This window comes from Shewanella sp. SP2S2-4, assembly GCF_031932025.1.
In the GTDB taxonomy this organism is placed as follows: Bacteria; Pseudomonadota; Gammaproteobacteria; order Enterobacterales; family Shewanellaceae; genus Shewanella; species Shewanella baltica.
This window is the reverse complement of record NZ_JAUOER010000001.1, coordinates 214305-231718: the sequence shown is the minus strand read 5'-3', so window position 1 is coordinate 231718 and position 17414 is coordinate 214305. Positions and strand designations below refer to the sequence as shown.

Below are 17414 nucleotides of genomic sequence, written 5' to 3'. Positions count from 1 at the left end.
CTCCTAGGCGGTTATTGAGTAATACCGCTCTTGTTTAGTGAACAACCATTTTGTGGCTCACTTTAGCATGGAACATTGTGGGATAACGAGTTCGACAGTCGCAGGTTTGGCGGAGTGAGCTTATTTGTTGCTGCGGATTTTTGTACGACTAAAGTCTTATCTGCTAGGCTTATCTCTAGTGCCCTTTTTGAACTAAGTGAGCTAATGATGGGATTCGTTAAGTCTACACGCCGCTATAAGCTTAAGGTTTTACCTGCCTTTGATCTTGGTGCTGATGAGAAAATTAATCATCGTTTACACTTTGTATTCACTTTATTGAGCTTTGGTTTATGGGGATTAGTTTGGTGGTGGTTGATCTTGAAAGCTAAGGGTAAGTCTGACTTTATTTTCAGTGGTTTTGATGACGATTACTGGAGTTACTTGATTGAACGTGAGCAACCGCCAGCAGCGCTTTATCGTCAGCAAATTGCACCCGTTATGGTGACAGTCTATTTTGATGCTTAATATAAAGGTTAAGTATGCAGTCGCGTTGGTCGATGTCGTTGGCATATTTGGCTGGTTTTACGGCGGTTGGCATCAACGTGATACAGATCATCCTTAGATTTTTGCCCGTTATGCTAGACTCTGCGCTCAGCTAATTTGGGGAATAAATTAGTGCCAGCCAAGGATAGGCATTCGCCCGTTCTTCATTTCAAATTCAAGGTTATTAACATGTCAAAACAAACGTCATCAATGTTAGGCCGTACATGGTCCTACTGGATGTCAGTGCCTCTGTGGCTACAAATTCTAGTCGGTATGGTGCTCGGAATTACGGTTGGCGTAGTATTAGGTGAGCAAGCGACGGTGTTAAAACCGATTGGAACCTTATTCGTCAATATTATTAAGATGTTGATTGTGCCGTTAGTGTTTTGTTCACTGATCGTGGGTGTGACTTCGATGGAAGACACTGCCAAGATGGGCCGGATTGGTTTTAAGTCCTTTACTTTCTATCTTTGTACTACGGCAATTGCTATCAGTATTGGATTGGCCGTTGGATATGTTATCCAGCCTGGTGCGGGTCTTGATTTACCCTTACCCTCAGGTGTTTCTGATGTAGCGAAGGAAGTGCCTTCGGTAATGCAGACTCTGATTGATATAGTCCCAACCAACCCTATCGCGGCGTTAGCTAACGGTCAGATCTTGCAAGTTATCGTTTTTGCGGTTGCCTTAGGGATTGCCTTAGTGTTGATCGGTGACCATGGAAAACCAGCGATTAAAGTGTTCGAGAGTCTTGCTGAAGCCATGTACAAGTTAACCGATATGGTGATGAAGCTGGCGCCCTATGGCGTATTTGGATTGATGGCTTGGGTGGCGGGAGCATACGGGATTGAAATGTTACTCCCTCTGCTTAAGGTTATTGTTGCCGTCTACGTTGGCTGCATTATTCACGTATTAGGCTTCTACAGTATTGTTTTGAGTATGTTTTCTAAGCTGAATCCTCTACATTTTTTCAAGGGGATCAGTAATGCAATGGCTGTGGCATTTACTACCTCTAGTTCAGCGGGTACCTTACCTGCGAGCATGAAATGCGCCAGCGAATACTTAGGTGTGAACAAGAAAATTTCCAGTTTTGTATTGCCGCTGGGTACAACTATTAACATGGATGGCACCGCTTTATATCAAGGTGTGACGGCTCTTTTTGTCGCCCAAGCTTTTGGTATTGACTTAACTTGGGTAGATTACCTCACCATTATTTTAACGGCGACCTTAGCCTCAATTGGTACGGCGGGCGTACCAGGCGCGGGTTTGGTGATGTTGACGTTAGTATTATCGACAGTCGGTTTACCCTTGGAAGGCGTGGCGTTAATTGCTGGGATTGACCGGATTTTGGATATGGCACGCACGGTAGTTAACGTATCCGGTGACTTAGTGGCGACAACTGTGATTGCTAAATCTGAGGATGAATTGGATATGGAGCACTACAATGCCGATATGGTGCAAAGTGCCGTGCTAGCCGAGCAGAATATCGCCCTCGAAACCGCGGCTGAGCAAAGCGCTAAAGTCTAGTCGTCTTCGGCTGCTGGTTGTAGAACGAAAAAACCGCCAATGGCGGTTTTTTTATGTGAGTCAATTGTACTTTGCTGAAGCTTATCTCGTTGAGTTTACTTCAGTTCGCTTACTTCACAGGGCTTACTTCAATTGACTCAAGACTAGCACTGGCTTGCCGTCGCTGTTAAGTAGCGTCAGGCGACCTTGCACTAACTTAGCTTTGGCCACTAATGGCATTGCTTGCATGACTTTGTGCTCTTGCTGCATTAGCGCATCGACACAGGCTTTCATTGTGCTACCGGCAGGAGATAGCTTAAGCTCTTGGCCTTGCTGAGTATATTGACCGAAAAAGTTATTACAGCTGTTGTTGCCGTGTAATTTGCCTTCGGCCTCAAAGGTAATTTGCGCTGGGCTGTAATCGATAGTCGGTTGGCCTTGAACCATCTCAATGTGCCAGCTGCCCTCTAATGGAATGGTCTCATTTTGGGCGACATCGGTACTTTGGCAGGCGGTGAGTCCCAACAGTAGCGCACCTAAGATGAATGTTTGTTTTAACATCGTTACGGTTCCTTTTTCCATGGTTATGGCCATAGTGTGACAAGTTTTATCAAAGATCTAAAGAGGTTTATATGTCGGACTCATTTAAAAGTACTATGAATTTGTTGAAGTTTTTACATTGGTTAGGCGTATTGATGCTAGTTTGTGGACTTGGGTTCTATATGTTGACTCAATGGAGTCTAGAGATAAGCGGCATGTTACTGATCTCAAGCCTGATTGGCTTAGGATTGGTCCTTATGTCACCCTATCCCGTGGTGCTGTTTATCCAATGGGCGAAGCGCCAGGATGAGCAATCTAAGTGATTTTGTACTGCCTCAAATTAAATCTATATTTCAGTTAAGCCTAAAATTGATTAAATCACTGCTTGATTAACTTAAAGCGCCGCCGAATCTGCGGCGGGATTATCGTATAAGCTTGAGTCTATGGCGTGCTTAATTGGCGAGTCTTCAATCTCAGGCATGGCTGGGCGCATAGAATCGAGTTTACCCCGCGCGAGTTCCATCATGGGCGCGAGTTTGGCGCTGGATTCCGGGGTGAAAAAACTGTAGCTCGCATCGAGTCTAAGTAGATGATTTTGCTGTTCAAGCAGTTTTTCAACCCGCTTCATAATATGTTGAATATCCCGTTCACCATCGACAAAGGCCAGTACCACAAATTGCGTGGTGTTGTAGTGGGCGGCAACGTCGGCGGTCCGTATCGTATCTTGGATCAACTTGCCTAATAGCCTGTGGTGATTATCTTCGAGGGGGATGGGCGTGTTATCCGGACTCAGTAATTCAAAAAAAATGATGCCTGCATGGGCACCAAAGCGGCGGCCTAAATTGAGCTGTCTTGGCGCCATCATCAAAAAACCATAATGATTGAGCATGCCGGTTTCTTGGTCGCGCATCGAAAGGGATTCAATGCGATGGTTCTGGCACAGCAGAGATAATTCCTGTTGCAGCAATATCTGAAACGGTTCGAGCATAGCGGCATTGGCTAGCGGCTCTGCCATATGTGGGTTGAGTACGCACAGGGCGCCAAATTGGCTGCCATCGGGCCAAGCGATTGGGCGCGAGAGAATGTGCTGAATGCCATCAAAATCCCGTGGTAAATCATCCAACATAAAACTGCCGAGGTTTTGATATAAACCGTCGGGTTGGCTATTTTGTATCTGTTTAAACAGTTCTAGTTCTGCGGGGTACAAAGTGCCCGCGGTAAATTGTGGTGTTTCAGTGATTGCGCTGACAATGATCTCAAATCCTGCGCTGGTCTTTTGGAATATAAAAACCGTGTTAGCGTTGTAATAGCTTTTGATTAGCTCACATTGGTGCATCCAGCGAGTGAGATTCACTTGCTGATTGTCGCTATCAAGTAAACTCAGGTTGGGATTGATGGTCTCTGGCAACATACAAACGCCTAACTAGGGCTAGATATCCATTAAGTTTGGGAAATAAAAGGGGATTTAGCAAATCAAGGCACTAAATAGCACCTTGTTCTAGCTGTGCCTACTAAGCCAACCGAGTATACTGACGGCCTTAAATTGGGCCTAAAGCCAACATTATGCTGTGAGAACACTGTGAAGATTAGATTAGCCTTACCCCAAGATGTTGATTTATTAGCGATGCTAGAGAAAAAACATCTCAATGATGAATTAGCCTCCGCCAGTATGGGGCTGCAAGGGCAAGCTTTTTCCCACAGTGAACTGAGCGAATTAGTGCAGCATCATTGGGTCGTGGTGGCGCAGGTTGAGCAGCAGATCGTCGGTTATGTGATTGCCGGCCGTTGGGGATTTTTCGAACATTGGCCCATTTATCGCACTTTGTTGAATCGTTTGCCGCAACTCGATTGGGATGGGCCTAAATTAACTAAGACCAACTCTTGCCAATACGGGCCGATTTGGGTGCAGCAAACCTACCGTGGACAAGGGATTTTTGAGGCATTAGTCAGTGAAATTCGTCGCCAAGTTGCTCCGCATTTTAGCTATATGTTGACCTTTATTGCCGAAGATAATGAACGTTCCTTTGCCGCCCACTCGGGAAAAGCGCACATGCAGGTGGTGGATTTTTTCACTGTCTCAGCGCGGGATTACTATTTAATGGCGGCAAAGACCCAAGCTTAGTTGTTCGATGATAGAAATTAAGGATTCAATCTCTACTGCGTAAATAACCCGAGTTCAGGTTAAATAACGGAGATAAATACATGAAAGTACAATTTGTTGAGTCACTATTAACGGCATATGCCGAAGTCAATTTATCGGCTTGGGACAACTTGAGATTGGTCTTATCTGAATGCTCTCACCATGAATGTGAGGCGAGGGGATTTGAAGTCGAGTTTGTTTCCGATTCAGGACAAGCGCAGCATTATTGGGTACAAGTGGGGAATATTTGGCTCGATTGTGGCCGAACCAATGCCTATTCGGCGACGATAACGCGACTGACGGATGAGCAAGTCAGCCGCACGAATACGAAAAAGGCGCTAGAGTGCGCCATTTTATCCCAAGAGCAGATTGGTCTACTGTGCATGCAAAACGCCCATTTCGACCATTGCTAAGTGCGCTTACTCAGTCCGTTTCTCAATCGCTTTTTTGATCAATACTTCTTCATCAGAAAGATGCGCTGAGGGTTAGTGGTGACTATGCCTATGATCTCAAACCCTTGTTTTTCATAAAACACAGGTGCTTGAATTGACAAGGTATCCACTTGAGCTACCAAGCAACCCCGCTGTTTCGCCTCAGCTTCAGCAAGCGCCATGAGTTTGCACCCAAGCCCTGTGCCTCTGGTTTGGTCATCAACCCAGACCACATTGATTAAGAAGTTTTTATAGATAGTCCTGCCACCCACACCACCAATCAACTTGCCATTTTCATCACGTGCTATGACAGTCAAAGGCACTGATTTCTCAGGCCCTAATAGCCCAGCATTAAATTGCCTAACGCCGTCTACCAGCGCATCCACAATCGCGTTATTTTCTTCATGAATAACTTCAAATTTCACTTAAATTTCTTCCTTAAAAATATTTTTTTGCTTTCAAATCATATAGCAACTATCAGTAAACTCAATGTTGGACAGAAGTGCGTTAGATTTAATGCACTAAAGGTGAGTAATAGCATTTAGATTCGTTGGCTGATATCCATTAACGCAGGCTTGCCATGGCATTCGCTCGTCAGTCCTTTGATGCTCGACCGCCCCGTCAATGGGGCGACGGTCGTCTCGCTATCACCATGGCTCACTTTTTTGGTATTAGCGGAACCTGTGGATTGAAAAGATTACACAATATACTTTTGGACAGAAATGTGTTGGAAAGTAGTGTTTTGGGAGCAGTAATTTCAGTTGTTAGAAGTTTAGCGTTTACGGGTATCCACTCACACAGGCTTGCCATGGCATTCGCTCGTCGACTCGCAGCCAGTCCGTCCTTGGATGCTCGACCGCCCCGTCCATGGGGCGGACGGTCGTCTCGCCAATCACCATTGCTCACCTTTTGGGCACTAGTGTAACCAGTCTGTATGAAGGAGATACCCAGCAAGCTTTTGGACAAAACCTTGTTAGATAATTCACTCTTATGAGCCAGATTCGGATTAGCTATTCTATTAGCAATGCTTCGTTTGGCTACAAACTAATCAATAAACGATAAAACCAGTCGGAATAGGCATAACAGGGACATGAATCAGTTCTCTAGAGATTTGATTCATCTAAAGGGAAAAAACCGCCCCAGAATAGCCGCAAACAGGGCAATAGGACGAGGTTTAGCGGCTGACGTGAATCAGTCTGGTGTAGAGTGATTCACTCGCTCACTACTTCGAGTACTCACTTATCCCCCTTTGTTCCTTACCCACGACTAATTAATTAAGAAGCTATACTTATAACTTCAACGATTCACCATCTTCAGGAATTAATACTTGTTTTTCAATGCCTTCTTCTTGCACAAACTCCCTGAGCTCTTTACGAGTCAATGCTGCGTGATTGACCGTATCCATGTGTACAGCAACAATGTTAGCTTGAGGTGCATGCTTAATAGTTCGAAGTGTGTCCTGTTCACCCATGATAATAGAGCCTTCAAGGCCGTCTAAACGAGCATCACCTGTGTTAAGAACAACTACTTCAGGCTTAAATTCATTTAGAGCATTTTCCACTTCATTACGCCAAATGGTATCACCGACAAAATATACAGTACTGTAATTATCTGCTTGTAACACCACCCCCATAGCTTCTCCTAACAATTTAGCTAACTCTGGGATTGCATACATTTCATCCGTGCCATGCTGCCCACCTGTTTTGGTTAAACTAATACCATTGAACTGAGTTTTAATGCCTAACACACGCACATCTTTAAAGCCTTGAGCGCGAATAGTATTTGCATCCTCTTCATTTTGAACAAATAAAGGCATCGTTTTAGGAATTACACTTTGTGCTGCATCATCCCAATGATCAAGATGTGTGTGAGTGACAATAACAGCGTCTACATTGTCAATTACAGCTTTAGCTGACATGGGTAAATCGATCATTGGTATACGTATTTCACTACGGTAAGTACCGGCAAAACCAGAATAGGTATCTTTCTTTGCCAGCATAGGGTCTATTAAAAATGTTGTGTCACCATAAGTGAGTTTAGATGTTGCATTTCGAATATGCTGAAACTGAACCTGCTGTGGTTCTGAATGCAGCGTTGGAGCCGATTCAGCTAATGCATTGGTGCTATTTATGATGGTTGCAAGCCCTAAGGTAAATAGGATGGTGATAGCTTTGTTTTTCATAATGTATCTCTTTGGCGGTTGATTAATATGAGACATTATCTTCGGTATTTACGAGATGGAATATTGACCCAAGTGACAAATATCGAAACAATTGGGCCAAATAATGATATGACGATTCACTTGGGAGCGCTTTGCACATGCAAGTACCAACTGTCGCTTTGATTCTCTACCCTCATTTCAGCGTGTTTCATGTCGCTGTGCCTCAAGCCGTTTTTTCGATGCAGCCAGATGGCAAACCCATTTTTGACTTAAAGATCGTGTCAATTGATTGTAAGCCACAACACTCTGACAATTGGATGACAGTCCAGCCTGATGGTGGATTAGAACTCGTTGAGTTGGCAGATATAGTCGTCATTCCAGGGTGGCATGACCTAGAAAGTCCGCCTGCTTCCAATATTTCTGAAGTATTGGTTAGAGCTCATGAAAGAGGATCTACGGTCGTGGGGCTTTGCTATGGTGCTTACGCATTAGCCTACTCAGGGCTATTAGATGAAAAAGAAGCGGCAACTCATTGGATGGCAGAGGACGATTTTACTGTTCGTTTTCCAAATATAAAGCTAAATACGAACGCACTTTATGTTGAAAGCGACCGTGTAGTCACTTCCGCAGGTACTGCAGCCGCTTTAGACTGTTGCTTGTATATTGTGAGGTCTTTTTATGGGACAAAAACAGCGAATAAAGTTGCGCGCATCTTAGTTGTACCTCCACACAGAGAAGGCGGCCAGGCACAATTTATTGCACAACCCATCCCAAAATCAACTCAAGATGCAGAGGTCAATCGGTTACTGGATTATTTACGTGAAAACCTCGACAAACAATATTCCATCGCTGATTTAGCAGACCAATTATTTATGAGTCGCCGTACCTTTACTCGGCATTTCAACAACGCTACCGGTATGTCATTTGGAAAATGGCTTGTGAACGCTCGTCTGCAACGTAGCCTTGAGCTTCTTGAAAGTACACGACTTCCTGTAGAAAAAGTGTCTGAAATGGTTGGTTTTCAGACTGCAACGTCATTTAGGCAACATTTTAATCAACGTTTTCAAGTTAGCCCAAGTGCTTGGCGTAAAACGTTTGCGGGAAACTAACGATGTTAGAGCTATGTTGGAAGCAACTCTAAAATAAACTATAAACGCCGATTTTACTGAGTGTTCGATTTTTACAAGTACACTATAGAAAGCACTTTAGCCAAAAGCTAACGTGAAATGATGGTGTTCAGCCCGTGAACCAAACTAGGTAAGTCTGATTCACTGTAACGATTTTTGCAATCCCTCATGGTCAGGTCTTTCTTTTGGGTACCCATTACTTTAAGTATCTCAAATTATCAGATAACAAAGGGCTGATCTTCGAGCCGTGGCGCACTTAGGGGCAATATTTTTTTAGCTAAACGAACAGCAGAAGTGTTAGTTAAGATTGGCATTGTTGCAACTGTGACCGTTGGCGGCATGGATGCCGTCGTCGAGCCCTCAGGGACGAGTTTATGGCGAGTCACAGGGGAAACAATGACAATTCATGCTGCAAACTGACAACAAAGTTATCTTGCTTTGGGGCAATAGCTTTTTCGCAGAACGGCAGCGAGAGGGTTGGTTAGGATTGGCATTGTTGCACCTGTGGCCTTCTAAAACAGGATGTTTTAGTTGAGCCCTCAGGGACGCTTTTTGTTAAACAAAGAGGTGGTGAGTCACAGGGAAAACAATGATAATGAATGATGCACAACTGACGATACCATTATCTTGCTTTGGGGAACCCAAATTGCAGGCATAAAAAAACCGCTGGGTAGCGGTTTTTATATTTTGCAATCTTAACGGGTTTTAATCGAAACCGATTATAGACCCGCGTCAGCGCGCAGTGCTTCAGCTTTGTCCGTTGCTTCCCAAGGGAATTCGTTACGACCAAAGTGGCCATAAGCGGCAGTCGCTTGATAAATTGGACGTGCTAAATTTAGCATGGCCGTTAAACCGTATGGACGCAGTTCGAAGTGTTGACGTACTAACTTGATCAGCAAATCTTCAGACACTTTACCCGTACCGAAGGTCTCGATGCTGATAGAAGTCGGCTCTGCCACACCAATAGCGTAAGACACTTGGATTTCACAGCGATCAGCAAGACCTGCTGCAACGATGTTTTTTGCCACATAACGGGCAGCGTAAGCCGCGCTACGGTCCACTTTTGATGGGTCTTTACCAGAGAATGCGCCACCACCATGACGGGCCATGCCGCCGTAGGTGTCAACGATGATCTTACGACCCGTTAAGCCGCAATCGCCTACTGGGCCACCGATAACAAAACGGCCAGTTGGGTTGATAAAGAACTTAGTGTCTTTGTTTAGCCATTGAGCTGGTAATACTGGCTTGATGATGGTTTCCATCACGCCTTCAATTAAGTCTGCTTGTGATACGTCATCTCTGTGCTGAGTCGACAATACGACGGCATCAATACCAACAATTTTGCCATCATCATAGGCAAACGTGACTTGGCTTTTCGCATCTGGGCGCAGCCATGGCAGGGTACCGTTTTTACGCACTTCAGACTGACGCTTCACTAATGCGTGGGCATAAGTGATAGGCGCTGGCATGAGGACGTCGGTTTCGTTGTTGGCATAGCCAAACATTAACCCTTGGTCGCCTGCACCTTGCTCAGCAGGGTCGGCACGGTCTACACCTTGATTGATATCAGGTGATTGCTTACCAATGGCGTTTAATACCGCGCACGAGTCTGCATCAAAACCCATATCTGAGTGGGTATAACCAATTTCACGCACGGTTTTACGGGTGATTTCTTCAATATCAACCCAAGCAGAAGTCGTGACTTCGCCACCGACTAATACCATGCCAGTTTTGACATAAGTTTCACACGCCACGCGTGCTTTTGGATCTTGAGCCAGAATTGCATCTAGCACAGCATCAGAAATCTGATCTGCAATCTTATCGGGATGACCTTCTGAGACCGACTCAGAAGTAAACAAGTGCTTTGCCATAGTAGGAAAATCTCGTCGTTAGCATTCAAACGTGTAGAAGCATCTACATCTAGACGGCTATTTTAGTTTAAATCTGATTGCCGATCACCCCCAGTGAGAAAAAATCCTCTCAGATTGTGACCTGAAAACGACTGCGCCCAGTCTTAAATAGGTTATTTTTCTTATATTTCATAGCATTAAGTTTTCTCGATTGTTGAGAAATTTATTTCTCCATTACAAGTGATCCTTGCGATGCCCACTCAAGTAAATGCCAGTAAAGTGACTAGCTTGTTTCTGCGAGTTTACGATTCGGCCATCTTTTGCTGAGTGAATGATAATTTTAGTTTGCGTCACACTGGCATGTAGGGGAAAATATGCATCCAAATTGCCCGCTAGACCCCACAAACAAGCAGGAGAGAGCATGTCTTCCCGTAAAGTACTCGCAAACGCAATCCGTGCGTTAAGTATGGATGCAGTTCAAAAAGCAAATTCAGGCCATCCCGGCGCCCCAATGGGTATGGCAGATATTGCTGAAGTGCTGTGGAATGATTTCCTTAAGCACAACCCGACCAATCCTAAATGGGTAGATAGAGACCGTTTCGTCCTTTCTAATGGTCACGGTTCAATGCTGATCTACTCTTTACTTCACCTGACAGGTTATGAATTACCAATCGAAGAGCTGAAACAGTTCCGTCAATTGCATTCAAAAACCCCGGGTCACCCAGAATACGGTTACACCCCAGGTGTTGAAACCACAACGGGTCCACTCGGCGCGGGCATCAGCAATGCTGTCGGTATGGCGATTGCTGAAAAAACCTTAGCGGCACAGTTTAACCGTGATGGTCACGATATCGTTGATCACTACACTTACTGCTTCGTCGGCGACGGCTGTTTGATGGAAGGTATTTCCCACGAAGCCTGTTCATTAGCCGGTACTTTAGGTCTAGGCAAACTGGTCGCATTTTGGGATGACAACGGTATTTCTATCGATGGCCATGTTGAAGGCTGGTTCACCGATGATACGCCAAAGCGTTTTGAAGCTTACGGCTGGCATGTGATTGCTGGTGTTGACGGTCACGATAGCGCGGCAATCCGTGCTGCTATCGAAGCGGCGAAAGCGGTGACTGATAAACCAACCATGATTTGCTGCAAAACCATTATCGGTTTTGGTTCACCCAACAAATCTGGCAGCCACGATTGCCACGGCGCGCCATTAGGCGATGCGGAAATCGCCGCAGCCCGTGAATTCCTTGGCTGGCCATATGCACCATTTGAAATCCCTGCTGACGTTTATGCCGGTTGGGATGCCAAAGAAGCTGGTGCTGCCCGTGAAGCGGCATGGAACGAGAAGTTTGCGGCTTATAGCGCAGCTCACCCAGAACTGGCTGCTGAATATGAGCGCCGCGTACTGAAAGGTGAATTACCTGCTGATTTCGAAGAAAAAGCGCAGGCATTCGTGCAAGCATCACAGGACAAAGCCGAAGGTATTGCGAGCCGTAAAGCCTCACAAAATGCTATCGGTGCTTTCGGTGCTATGTTACCTGAACTGTTAGGCGGCTCTGCTGACTTAGCGGGTTCTAACTTGACTTTGTGGTCTGGTTCTAAAGGTATTCAAGACGATCCTGCCGGTAACTACATTTATTACGGCGTGCGTGAATTCGGCATGAGCGGCATTATGAACGGTGCTTCGCTGCATGGTGGTTTCATCAACTACGGCGCAACTTTCATGATGTTCATGGAATACGCCCGTAACGCAGTTCGTATGTCGGCGCTGATGGGTATTCAAAACATCTTCGTTTATACCCATGACTCTATCGGTCAAGGTGAAGATGGCCCAACGCATCAACCAGTTGAGCAATTAGCTAACCTGCGTATGACGCCAAATATGGCCGTATGGCGTCCATGTGATGCGGCAGAAACGGCAGTTTCTTGGAAAGCTGCGATTCAACGTCGCAATGCGCCAACGTCACTGATCTTCAGCCGTCAAAACCTGAAAGCCCAAGCGCGTACCGCTGAGCAATTAGCCAACGTGGCAAAAGGCGCTTATGTACTGCAAGACTGTGCGGGTACACCAGAACTGATCCTGATCGCAACCGGTAGCGAAGTACAATTGGCGATGGATTCAGCCGCTGCATTAACTGAGCAAGGTAAACAAGTTCGCGTAGTCTCTATGCCATCGACAACTGAGTTCGATAAGCAAGATGCAGCGTATAAAGAATCGGTATTACCACGCGCTGTGACTAAACGTGTGGCTATCGAAGCGGCGCATACCGATTTCTGGTACAAGTACGTCGGTTTTGAAGGCACTGTTGTTGGCATGACCACTTTTGGTGAGTCAGCGCCGGGTAACGTGTTATTGAATCACTTCGGTTTCACCGTTGAAAATGTGCTGAATGCTGCAAAATCATTGGGCTAATCGCTCAAGGGATTAGATTCAATACAAAAGGTTAAACTTTTTAAGTGTTAATCTGTATAATGCGGCCTGCAATCTTTTGCAGGCCGTTTTTGTATTTAGAGGAAATTGAGACCTCAATGATCCGAGTCGCTATCAATGGTTATGGCCGTATCGGCCGCTCTATTCTTCGTGCTTTGTACGAGTCTGGAAAACGGCAGCAAATGCAGATTGTCGCGATTAATGAATTAGCTAAACCTGAAGCCATTATTCATCTGACCCAGTACGACACCACCCATGGTCGGTTTGGGCACAAAGTGAAACTCGTCGATGATCACATGCTGATTGGCGACGATGCGATAAAAATTCTCCACGAGCCCGATCCCACAAAACTCCCTTGGCATGAAATGGACATAGACATTGTCTATGAGGCCACTGGTGTATTACTCGATCGTCAAAGCTGCGAAGCCCATATTCATGCCGGCGCTAAACAAGTGCTGATAAGCCATCCATCCTCAGCCGATGTCGATGGCACGATTGTCTATGGTGTGAATCACGATTTACTCCGCGCCGAACACACAGTGGTTTCCAACGCATCTTGTACGACTAACTGTATCGTGCCAGTGATCGACGTACTCGATCGCCATTTCGGCGTTAAAAGCGGCGCCATTACCACTATCCATTCGGCAATGAACGATCAGCAAGTGATTGATGCTTATCATGATGATTTACGTCGTACCCGCGCCGCTGGCCAATCGATTATCCCTGTAGACACTAAGCTTGCCCGCGGTATTGAGCGGATTTTGCCGCACATGAAAGATAAGTTTGAGGCGATTTCGGTGCGCGTGCCCACCATCAACGTGACCGCAATCGATTTGTCTGTGACGCTTGAGAAAACCGTCGATATTGCCACGGTGAATCAGGTGCTGGAGTCGGCCGCCAATGGGCGATTTAACGGCATCTTAGGTTATACTGATGAGCCCTTAGTTTCATGTGATTTCAACCATGATCCGCGCTCCAGTATTGTTGACGGTACCCAGACCCGTGTCAGCGCCGGTCAGCTGGTGAAGCTGCTGTTGTGGTGCGATAACGAGTGGGGTTTTGCCAACCGTATGTTAGATACGAGTTTGGCTATGATCGCGGCCAAGCGAGGCTGATAAAAAGTAGATTATTCACCGGTGGGTCACTCAGTTATATGCCAATTCGACGGGATGTCGAGCGCCTAGCGGCAGTAAACTGATACCGGCCATGTGTGAAACCAGTTTGTTTTTTTGATTATAAAAGGAAGTGTTACTATGGCAATTATCAATATGTCAGATTTGGATCTACAAGGTAAGCGTGTGCTTATCCGCGAAGATCTCAATGTGCCTGTCAGCAACGGCGTCGTCACCAGTGATGCTCGTCTGCGCGCCTCTCTCCCAACTATCGAGTTGGCCCTTGCTAAAGGTGCCGCTGTGATGGTGATGTCGCACTTAGGTCGCCCGACCGAAGGTGAATACAATCCCGAATATTCTATGCAACCTGTGGTCGACTACTTGGCAAAAGCCTTGTCGTGTCCCGTGCGTTTAGCGACCGACTATTTAGACGGCGTCGACGTTGCAGTGGGTGAAGTCGTGGTATTCGAAAACGTGCGTTTTAACGTGGGCGAAGGTAAGAACAACGAAGCGCTGTCGCAAAAAATGGCTGCGCTGTGTGATGTCTATGTTATGGACGCCTTTGGTACTGCACATCGCGCCCAAGCATCGACCCACGGCGTGGGCATGTTTGCCCCCATCGCCTGTGCTGGCCCATTACTGGCGCAAGAATTAGATGCTTTAGGCAAGGCATTAGATAATCCTGCGCGTCCTATGGTGGCGATTGTCGGTGGCTCTAAAGTGTCGACTAAGCTGACCGTGCTAGAAAGCCTTTCAGGTATCGTTGATCAGTTAGTGGTTGGCGGCGGTATTGCCAATACTTTCATCGCGGCGGCGGGCTACAATGTCGGTAAATCGCTGTATGAAGCGGATTTGATCGACGAAGCTAAACGTTTAGTCGCTAATGCGAAAAGCCGCGGTGCCGATATTCCGGTGCCGACTGATGTAGTAGTGGCAGGCGAGTTTAGCCCAACGGCAGCGGCAACCTTAAAATCAGTTAGCGAAGTCGCTGATGGCGAAATGATTTTTGATATTGGTCCAGATAGCGCTGAAGCACTGGCCAAAATCATCGAATCTGCTGGCACTATCGTGTGGAACGGCCCTGTGGGCGTGTTCGAATTCGACCAATTTGGTGAAGGTACTAAACGTATCGCCCAAGCGATTGCCGATTCAAAAGCCTTCTCTATCGCAGGCGGTGGTGACACTTTGGCTGCGGTTGATAAGTACGGTATTGCCGATAAAGTGTCTTACATTTCGACTGGCGGCGGCGCTTTCCTCGAGTTCCTCGAAGGTAAAGAATTACCGGCTGTGGCTATGTTAGAAAAGCGCGGCGCTTAATTATTAAGTTTTAAAATACGCGGCGCATAAGACGCCGCGATAAGCTCTAATATCATCAAAGCTTGATAATAAATAAAAGAATTATAAAAAAACCGCCCGTGTTTATTTTAGATATTTTTTCAGGTACTTATTTTAGGTGCTTGTTTAAGGTATCTATCTGAATTCGGGTATAAAAATCCATCCAAACGATAGTGACCTCGGTGACCAAGCGTTGCAGAATGTGACAGTCACCCTATTATTGGAGTTAAAAAATGGCGTTAATTTCCCTACGACAACTACTCGACCACGCGGCAGAACATGGATACGGTGTGCCTGCGTTCAACGTTAACAACTTAGAGCAGATGCGTGCCATCATGCAGGCCGCTGAAGCAACAGACAGCCCTGTTATTGTGCAAGCTTCTGCTGGCGCGCGTAAATACGCTCGCCCACAGTTCTTAAAATATTTGATGGCAGCGGCTCTTGAGCAGTACCCAGATATTCCTGTGTGTATTCACCAAGACCACGGTACCGATCCTGATATCTGTCAGCGTTCTATCCAATTAGGCATGTCATCAGTGATGATGGATGGCTCTTTGATGGCTGACGGCAAAACCCCTGCATCGTATGACTACAACGTCGATGTCACTCGTCGCACAGTGGCATTTGCCCATGCGTGTGGTGTGTCAGTTGAAGGCGAAATCGGCTGTTTAGGCAGTTTAGAAACTGGCCAAGCAGGCGAAGAAGACGGTATTGGTGCAGTGGGTACATTAAGCATGGATCAAATGCTGACTACCCCTGATGAAGCGGCGCGTTTCGTTGCAGATACCCATGTTGATGCCTTAGCCATCGCTATCGGTACTAGCCACGGTGCTTACAAGTTCAGCCGTAAACCTACGGGCGATGTACTGCGTATCGACCGCATCAAAGAAATCCATGCGCGTATTCCTAATACTCACTTAGTGATGCACGGTTCATCTTCAGTGCCACAAGAATGGTTACAGATCATCAACCAATACGGTGGTCAGATCCCAGAAACCTACGGCGTGCCATTAGAAGAAATCGTTGAAGGTATCAAGCACGGTGTGCGTAAGGTGAATATCGATACTGACTTACGTTTAGCATCAACGGGTGCGGTACGTAAGTTCTTAGCGGAACACCCAAGTGAATTTGACCCACGTAAATTCTTGAAAGCGTCAATGGAAGCCATGGCAGACATCTGTACTGTTCGCTACGAAGCTTTCGGTTGTGCAGGTCAAGCATCTAAGATTAAACCATTGTCTTTACAAGCAATGTATAAAGCGTACCAGTCTGGTGCCTTAGATCCTAAGATCAACATGTAAGCGTTATCGTTAAGACAAAAACCCGCTAATGCGGGTTTTTTTATGCTTAAAATAGATGCAATTTTCATTTTTTAATCGTCAATGCTAATATTGCGCAGATTTTCAGGGGAAAAAACTAACCCATATTAATATGTGCTTATTCAGCTTCGCTGGGACGAACAGATATTTATAGGGATTGGATTTAACGGAACAGGAACGGATAAACATGAAAAAAGTACTGACCGCAGCGATATTAATGACTGCACCTTTTATGGCGACTGCAGGGGCCGATTTTGTAAAAGGCGACAAGACATTCGCTGGTGAAGCTGAGTTAGGTGCCACCTTAACCACAGGTAACACTGAAACCTCATCATTTAAGGGACGTTTAAATCTTAAGCATGAGCTTGGCGATTGGGAAAATCAGTACTTACTGGAAGGTTTATACAAAGAAGATACCGGTTCTGTCACCGCGAAACGCTATTTAGCAGGCGCACAGGGTAACTACAAGATGACAGACCGTAGCTACCTGTTTGCGAATGCCAGTTATGAAGTCGACCCGTTTACCGGTTATGACTACACCCTATCTGGCGCAGCGGGTTATGGTCATAGACTGTATGACACCAGCAAGACCTTTTTAGATGTTGAAGTGGGTCCAGGTTATATCTATCAACGTCTCGATACTGAGCAAGCGCTTATCGAAGGTTATGACACCAACGACAGCGTTGTTGCCCACGGCGTTATTAACTTTGAAACTGAAATCACTGAAACCTCTAAATTCCAGCAGCGTTTCGTTGCCGATTACGGTGACAAGTTAGATGCCCGTTCTGAAACCTCATTAACGGCAAATATTATCGGCGCATTGGCGATGAAGTTTGCCATTATTGTGCGTTACAACAGCGAGCCGCTGGATGATAAGAAAAGCACAGATACCGAAACCAATATGACCTTGTTATATGCTTTCTAATGCTGTGACACTGAT

17 protein-coding genes are annotated in these 17414 nt (G+C 45.9%); 12 read left to right on the top strand and 5 right to left on the bottom strand.

Annotated features, from left to right (window positions below):
- Positions 1-207 precede the first annotated feature (207 nt).
- Positions 208-504, top strand: a complete 297-nt coding sequence (locus Q4Q54_RS01020; protein ID WP_311905254.1) for a hypothetical protein — start codon at positions 208-210, stop codon at positions 502-504.
- A 207-nt stretch (positions 505-711) separates the two neighbouring features.
- Positions 712-2046, top strand: coding sequence for a dicarboxylate/amino acid:cation symporter (locus tag Q4Q54_RS01015; protein ID WP_106651526.1), 1335 nt, complete (start codon positions 712-714; stop codon positions 2044-2046).
- Positions 2047-2169: 123 nt separating this feature from the next.
- On the opposite strand, the gene Q4Q54_RS01010 is transcribed toward Q4Q54_RS01015, so the two are convergent.
- Entirely contained in the window at positions 2170-2586 is a 417-nt protein-coding gene (locus Q4Q54_RS01010; protein WP_106651525.1) for an META domain-containing protein, read from the bottom strand.
- Positions 2587-2657: 71 nt separating this feature from the next.
- Between Q4Q54_RS01010 and Q4Q54_RS01005 the strand changes: the two genes are divergently transcribed.
- Positions 2658-2888 carry a hypothetical protein gene (locus Q4Q54_RS01005; RefSeq protein ID WP_106651524.1) on the top strand — a complete coding sequence of 77 codons (231 nt, stop codon included), beginning with the start codon at positions 2658-2660 and terminating at the stop codon, positions 2886-2888.
- 71 nt (positions 2889-2959) lie between these two features.
- Here the strand turns inward: Q4Q54_RS01005 and Q4Q54_RS01000 are convergent, their stop codons facing one another.
- A complete protein-coding gene (locus tag Q4Q54_RS01000; protein ID WP_311987286.1) occupies positions 2960-3976 on the bottom strand; it encodes a GGDEF domain-containing protein in 1017 nt (338 codons plus the stop codon).
- 168 nt (positions 3977-4144) lie between these two features.
- On the opposite strand from Q4Q54_RS01000, the gene Q4Q54_RS00995 reads away from it, so the two are divergent.
- Together Q4Q54_RS00995 and Q4Q54_RS00990 are read left to right on the top strand one after the other, a co-directional pair.
- On the top strand, positions 4145-4687 hold the full coding sequence (locus Q4Q54_RS00995; RefSeq protein ID WP_311987284.1) for a GNAT family N-acetyltransferase: 543 nt from the start codon (positions 4145-4147) through the stop codon (positions 4685-4687).
- Positions 4688-4767: 80 nt separating this feature from the next.
- A complete protein-coding gene (locus tag Q4Q54_RS00990; RefSeq protein ID WP_311987282.1) occupies positions 4768-5118 on the top strand; it encodes a hypothetical protein in 351 nt (116 codons plus the stop codon).
- A 38-nt stretch (positions 5119-5156) separates the two neighbouring features.
- Here the strand turns inward: Q4Q54_RS00990 and Q4Q54_RS00985 are convergent, their stop codons facing one another.
- Together Q4Q54_RS00985 and Q4Q54_RS00980 are read right to left on the bottom strand one after the other, a co-directional pair.
- The gene (locus tag Q4Q54_RS00985) at positions 5157-5561 is read right to left on the bottom strand and encodes a GNAT family N-acetyltransferase (protein WP_311890935.1); all 405 of its coding nucleotides are present in this window, start codon (positions 5559-5561) and stop codon (positions 5157-5159) included.
- A gap of 863 nt (positions 5562-6424) precedes the next feature.
- Entirely contained in the window at positions 6425-7318 is an 894-nt protein-coding gene (locus tag Q4Q54_RS00980; RefSeq protein WP_311899751.1) for an MBL fold metallo-hydrolase, read from the bottom strand.
- 137 nt (positions 7319-7455) lie between these two features.
- On the opposite strand from Q4Q54_RS00980, the gene Q4Q54_RS00975 reads away from it, so the two are divergent.
- Positions 7456-8406 carry a helix-turn-helix domain-containing protein gene (locus tag Q4Q54_RS00975; RefSeq protein ID WP_311899753.1) on the top strand — a complete coding sequence of 317 codons (951 nt, stop codon included), beginning with the start codon at positions 7456-7458 and terminating at the stop codon, positions 8404-8406.
- 312 nt (positions 8407-8718) lie between these two features.
- Complete coding sequence (locus Q4Q54_RS00970) at positions 8719-8844, top strand: hypothetical protein (protein ID WP_259512830.1); 126 nt, start codon at positions 8719-8721, stop codon at positions 8842-8844.
- Positions 8845-9143: 299 nt separating this feature from the next.
- Here Q4Q54_RS00970 and metK read toward each other — a convergent pair whose 3' ends face one another.
- Positions 9144-10295 (bottom strand): methionine adenosyltransferase, encoded by a 1152-nt coding sequence (gene metK, locus Q4Q54_RS00965; protein ID WP_311889743.1) that lies wholly within the window; start codon positions 10293-10295, stop codon positions 9144-9146.
- Positions 10296-10695: 400 nt separating this feature from the next.
- On the opposite strand from metK, the gene tkt reads away from it, so the two are divergent.
- The 5 genes from tkt (at position 10696) to Q4Q54_RS00940 (ending at position 17399) form a co-directional block, all read left to right on the top strand.
- Entirely contained in the window at positions 10696-12690 is a 1995-nt protein-coding gene (gene tkt, locus Q4Q54_RS00960; RefSeq protein WP_006080334.1) for a transketolase, read from the top strand.
- Positions 12691-12806: 116 nt separating this feature from the next.
- Complete coding sequence (gene epd / locus Q4Q54_RS00955) at positions 12807-13823, top strand: erythrose-4-phosphate dehydrogenase (protein WP_311987279.1); 1017 nt, start codon at positions 12807-12809, stop codon at positions 13821-13823.
- A gap of 138 nt (positions 13824-13961) precedes the next feature.
- A complete protein-coding gene (locus tag Q4Q54_RS00950; RefSeq protein ID WP_006080336.1) occupies positions 13962-15137 on the top strand; it encodes a phosphoglycerate kinase in 1176 nt (391 codons plus the stop codon).
- 251 nt (positions 15138-15388) lie between these two features.
- A complete protein-coding gene (fba, locus tag Q4Q54_RS00945; RefSeq protein ID WP_006084020.1) occupies positions 15389-16456 on the top strand; it encodes a class II fructose-bisphosphate aldolase in 1068 nt (355 codons plus the stop codon).
- Positions 16457-16661: 205 nt separating this feature from the next.
- Entirely contained in the window at positions 16662-17399 is a 738-nt protein-coding gene (locus Q4Q54_RS00940) for a YdiY family protein (protein WP_259589568.1), read from the top strand.
- Positions 17400-17414: the final 15 nt, after the last annotated feature.

Excerpts from the sequence above, each read along its gene's own strand:
- metK (WP_311889743.1), bottom strand. The coding sequence starts at position 10,295 with ATGGCAAAGCACTTGTTTACTTCTGAGTCGGTCTCAGAAGGTCATCCC.
- Q4Q54_RS01020 (WP_311905254.1), top strand. The coding sequence starts at position 208 with ATGGGATTCGTTAAGTCTACACGCCGCTATAAGCTTAAGGTTTTACCT.
- Q4Q54_RS00940 (WP_259589568.1), top strand. The coding sequence starts at position 16,662 with ATGAAAAAAGTACTGACCGCAGCGATATTAATGACTGCACCTTTTATG.
- Q4Q54_RS00980 (WP_311899751.1), bottom strand. The coding sequence starts at position 7,318 with ATGAAAAACAAAGCTATCACCATCCTATTTACCTTAGGGCTTGCAACC.
- Q4Q54_RS01000 (WP_311987286.1), bottom strand. The coding sequence starts at position 3,976 with ATGTTGCCAGAGACCATCAATCCCAACCTGAGTTTACTTGATAGCGAC.
- Q4Q54_RS00950 (WP_006080336.1), top strand. The coding sequence starts at position 13,962 with ATGGCAATTATCAATATGTCAGATTTGGATCTACAAGGTAAGCGTGTG.
- Q4Q54_RS00990 (WP_311987282.1), top strand. The coding sequence starts at position 4,768 with ATGAAAGTACAATTTGTTGAGTCACTATTAACGGCATATGCCGAAGTC.
- Q4Q54_RS00975 (WP_311899753.1), top strand. The coding sequence starts at position 7,456 with ATGCAAGTACCAACTGTCGCTTTGATTCTCTACCCTCATTTCAGCGTG.
- tkt (WP_006080334.1), top strand. The coding sequence starts at position 10,696 with ATGTCTTCCCGTAAAGTACTCGCAAACGCAATCCGTGCGTTAAGTATG.
- Q4Q54_RS01015 (WP_106651526.1), top strand. The coding sequence starts at position 712 with ATGTCAAAACAAACGTCATCAATGTTAGGCCGTACATGGTCCTACTGG.
- Q4Q54_RS01005 (WP_106651524.1), top strand. The coding sequence starts at position 2,658 with ATGTCGGACTCATTTAAAAGTACTATGAATTTGTTGAAGTTTTTACAT.
- epd (WP_311987279.1), top strand. The coding sequence starts at position 12,807 with ATGATCCGAGTCGCTATCAATGGTTATGGCCGTATCGGCCGCTCTATT.
- fba (WP_006084020.1), top strand. The coding sequence starts at position 15,389 with ATGGCGTTAATTTCCCTACGACAACTACTCGACCACGCGGCAGAACAT.
- Q4Q54_RS01010 (WP_106651525.1), bottom strand. The coding sequence starts at position 2,586 with ATGTTAAAACAAACATTCATCTTAGGTGCGCTACTGTTGGGACTCACC.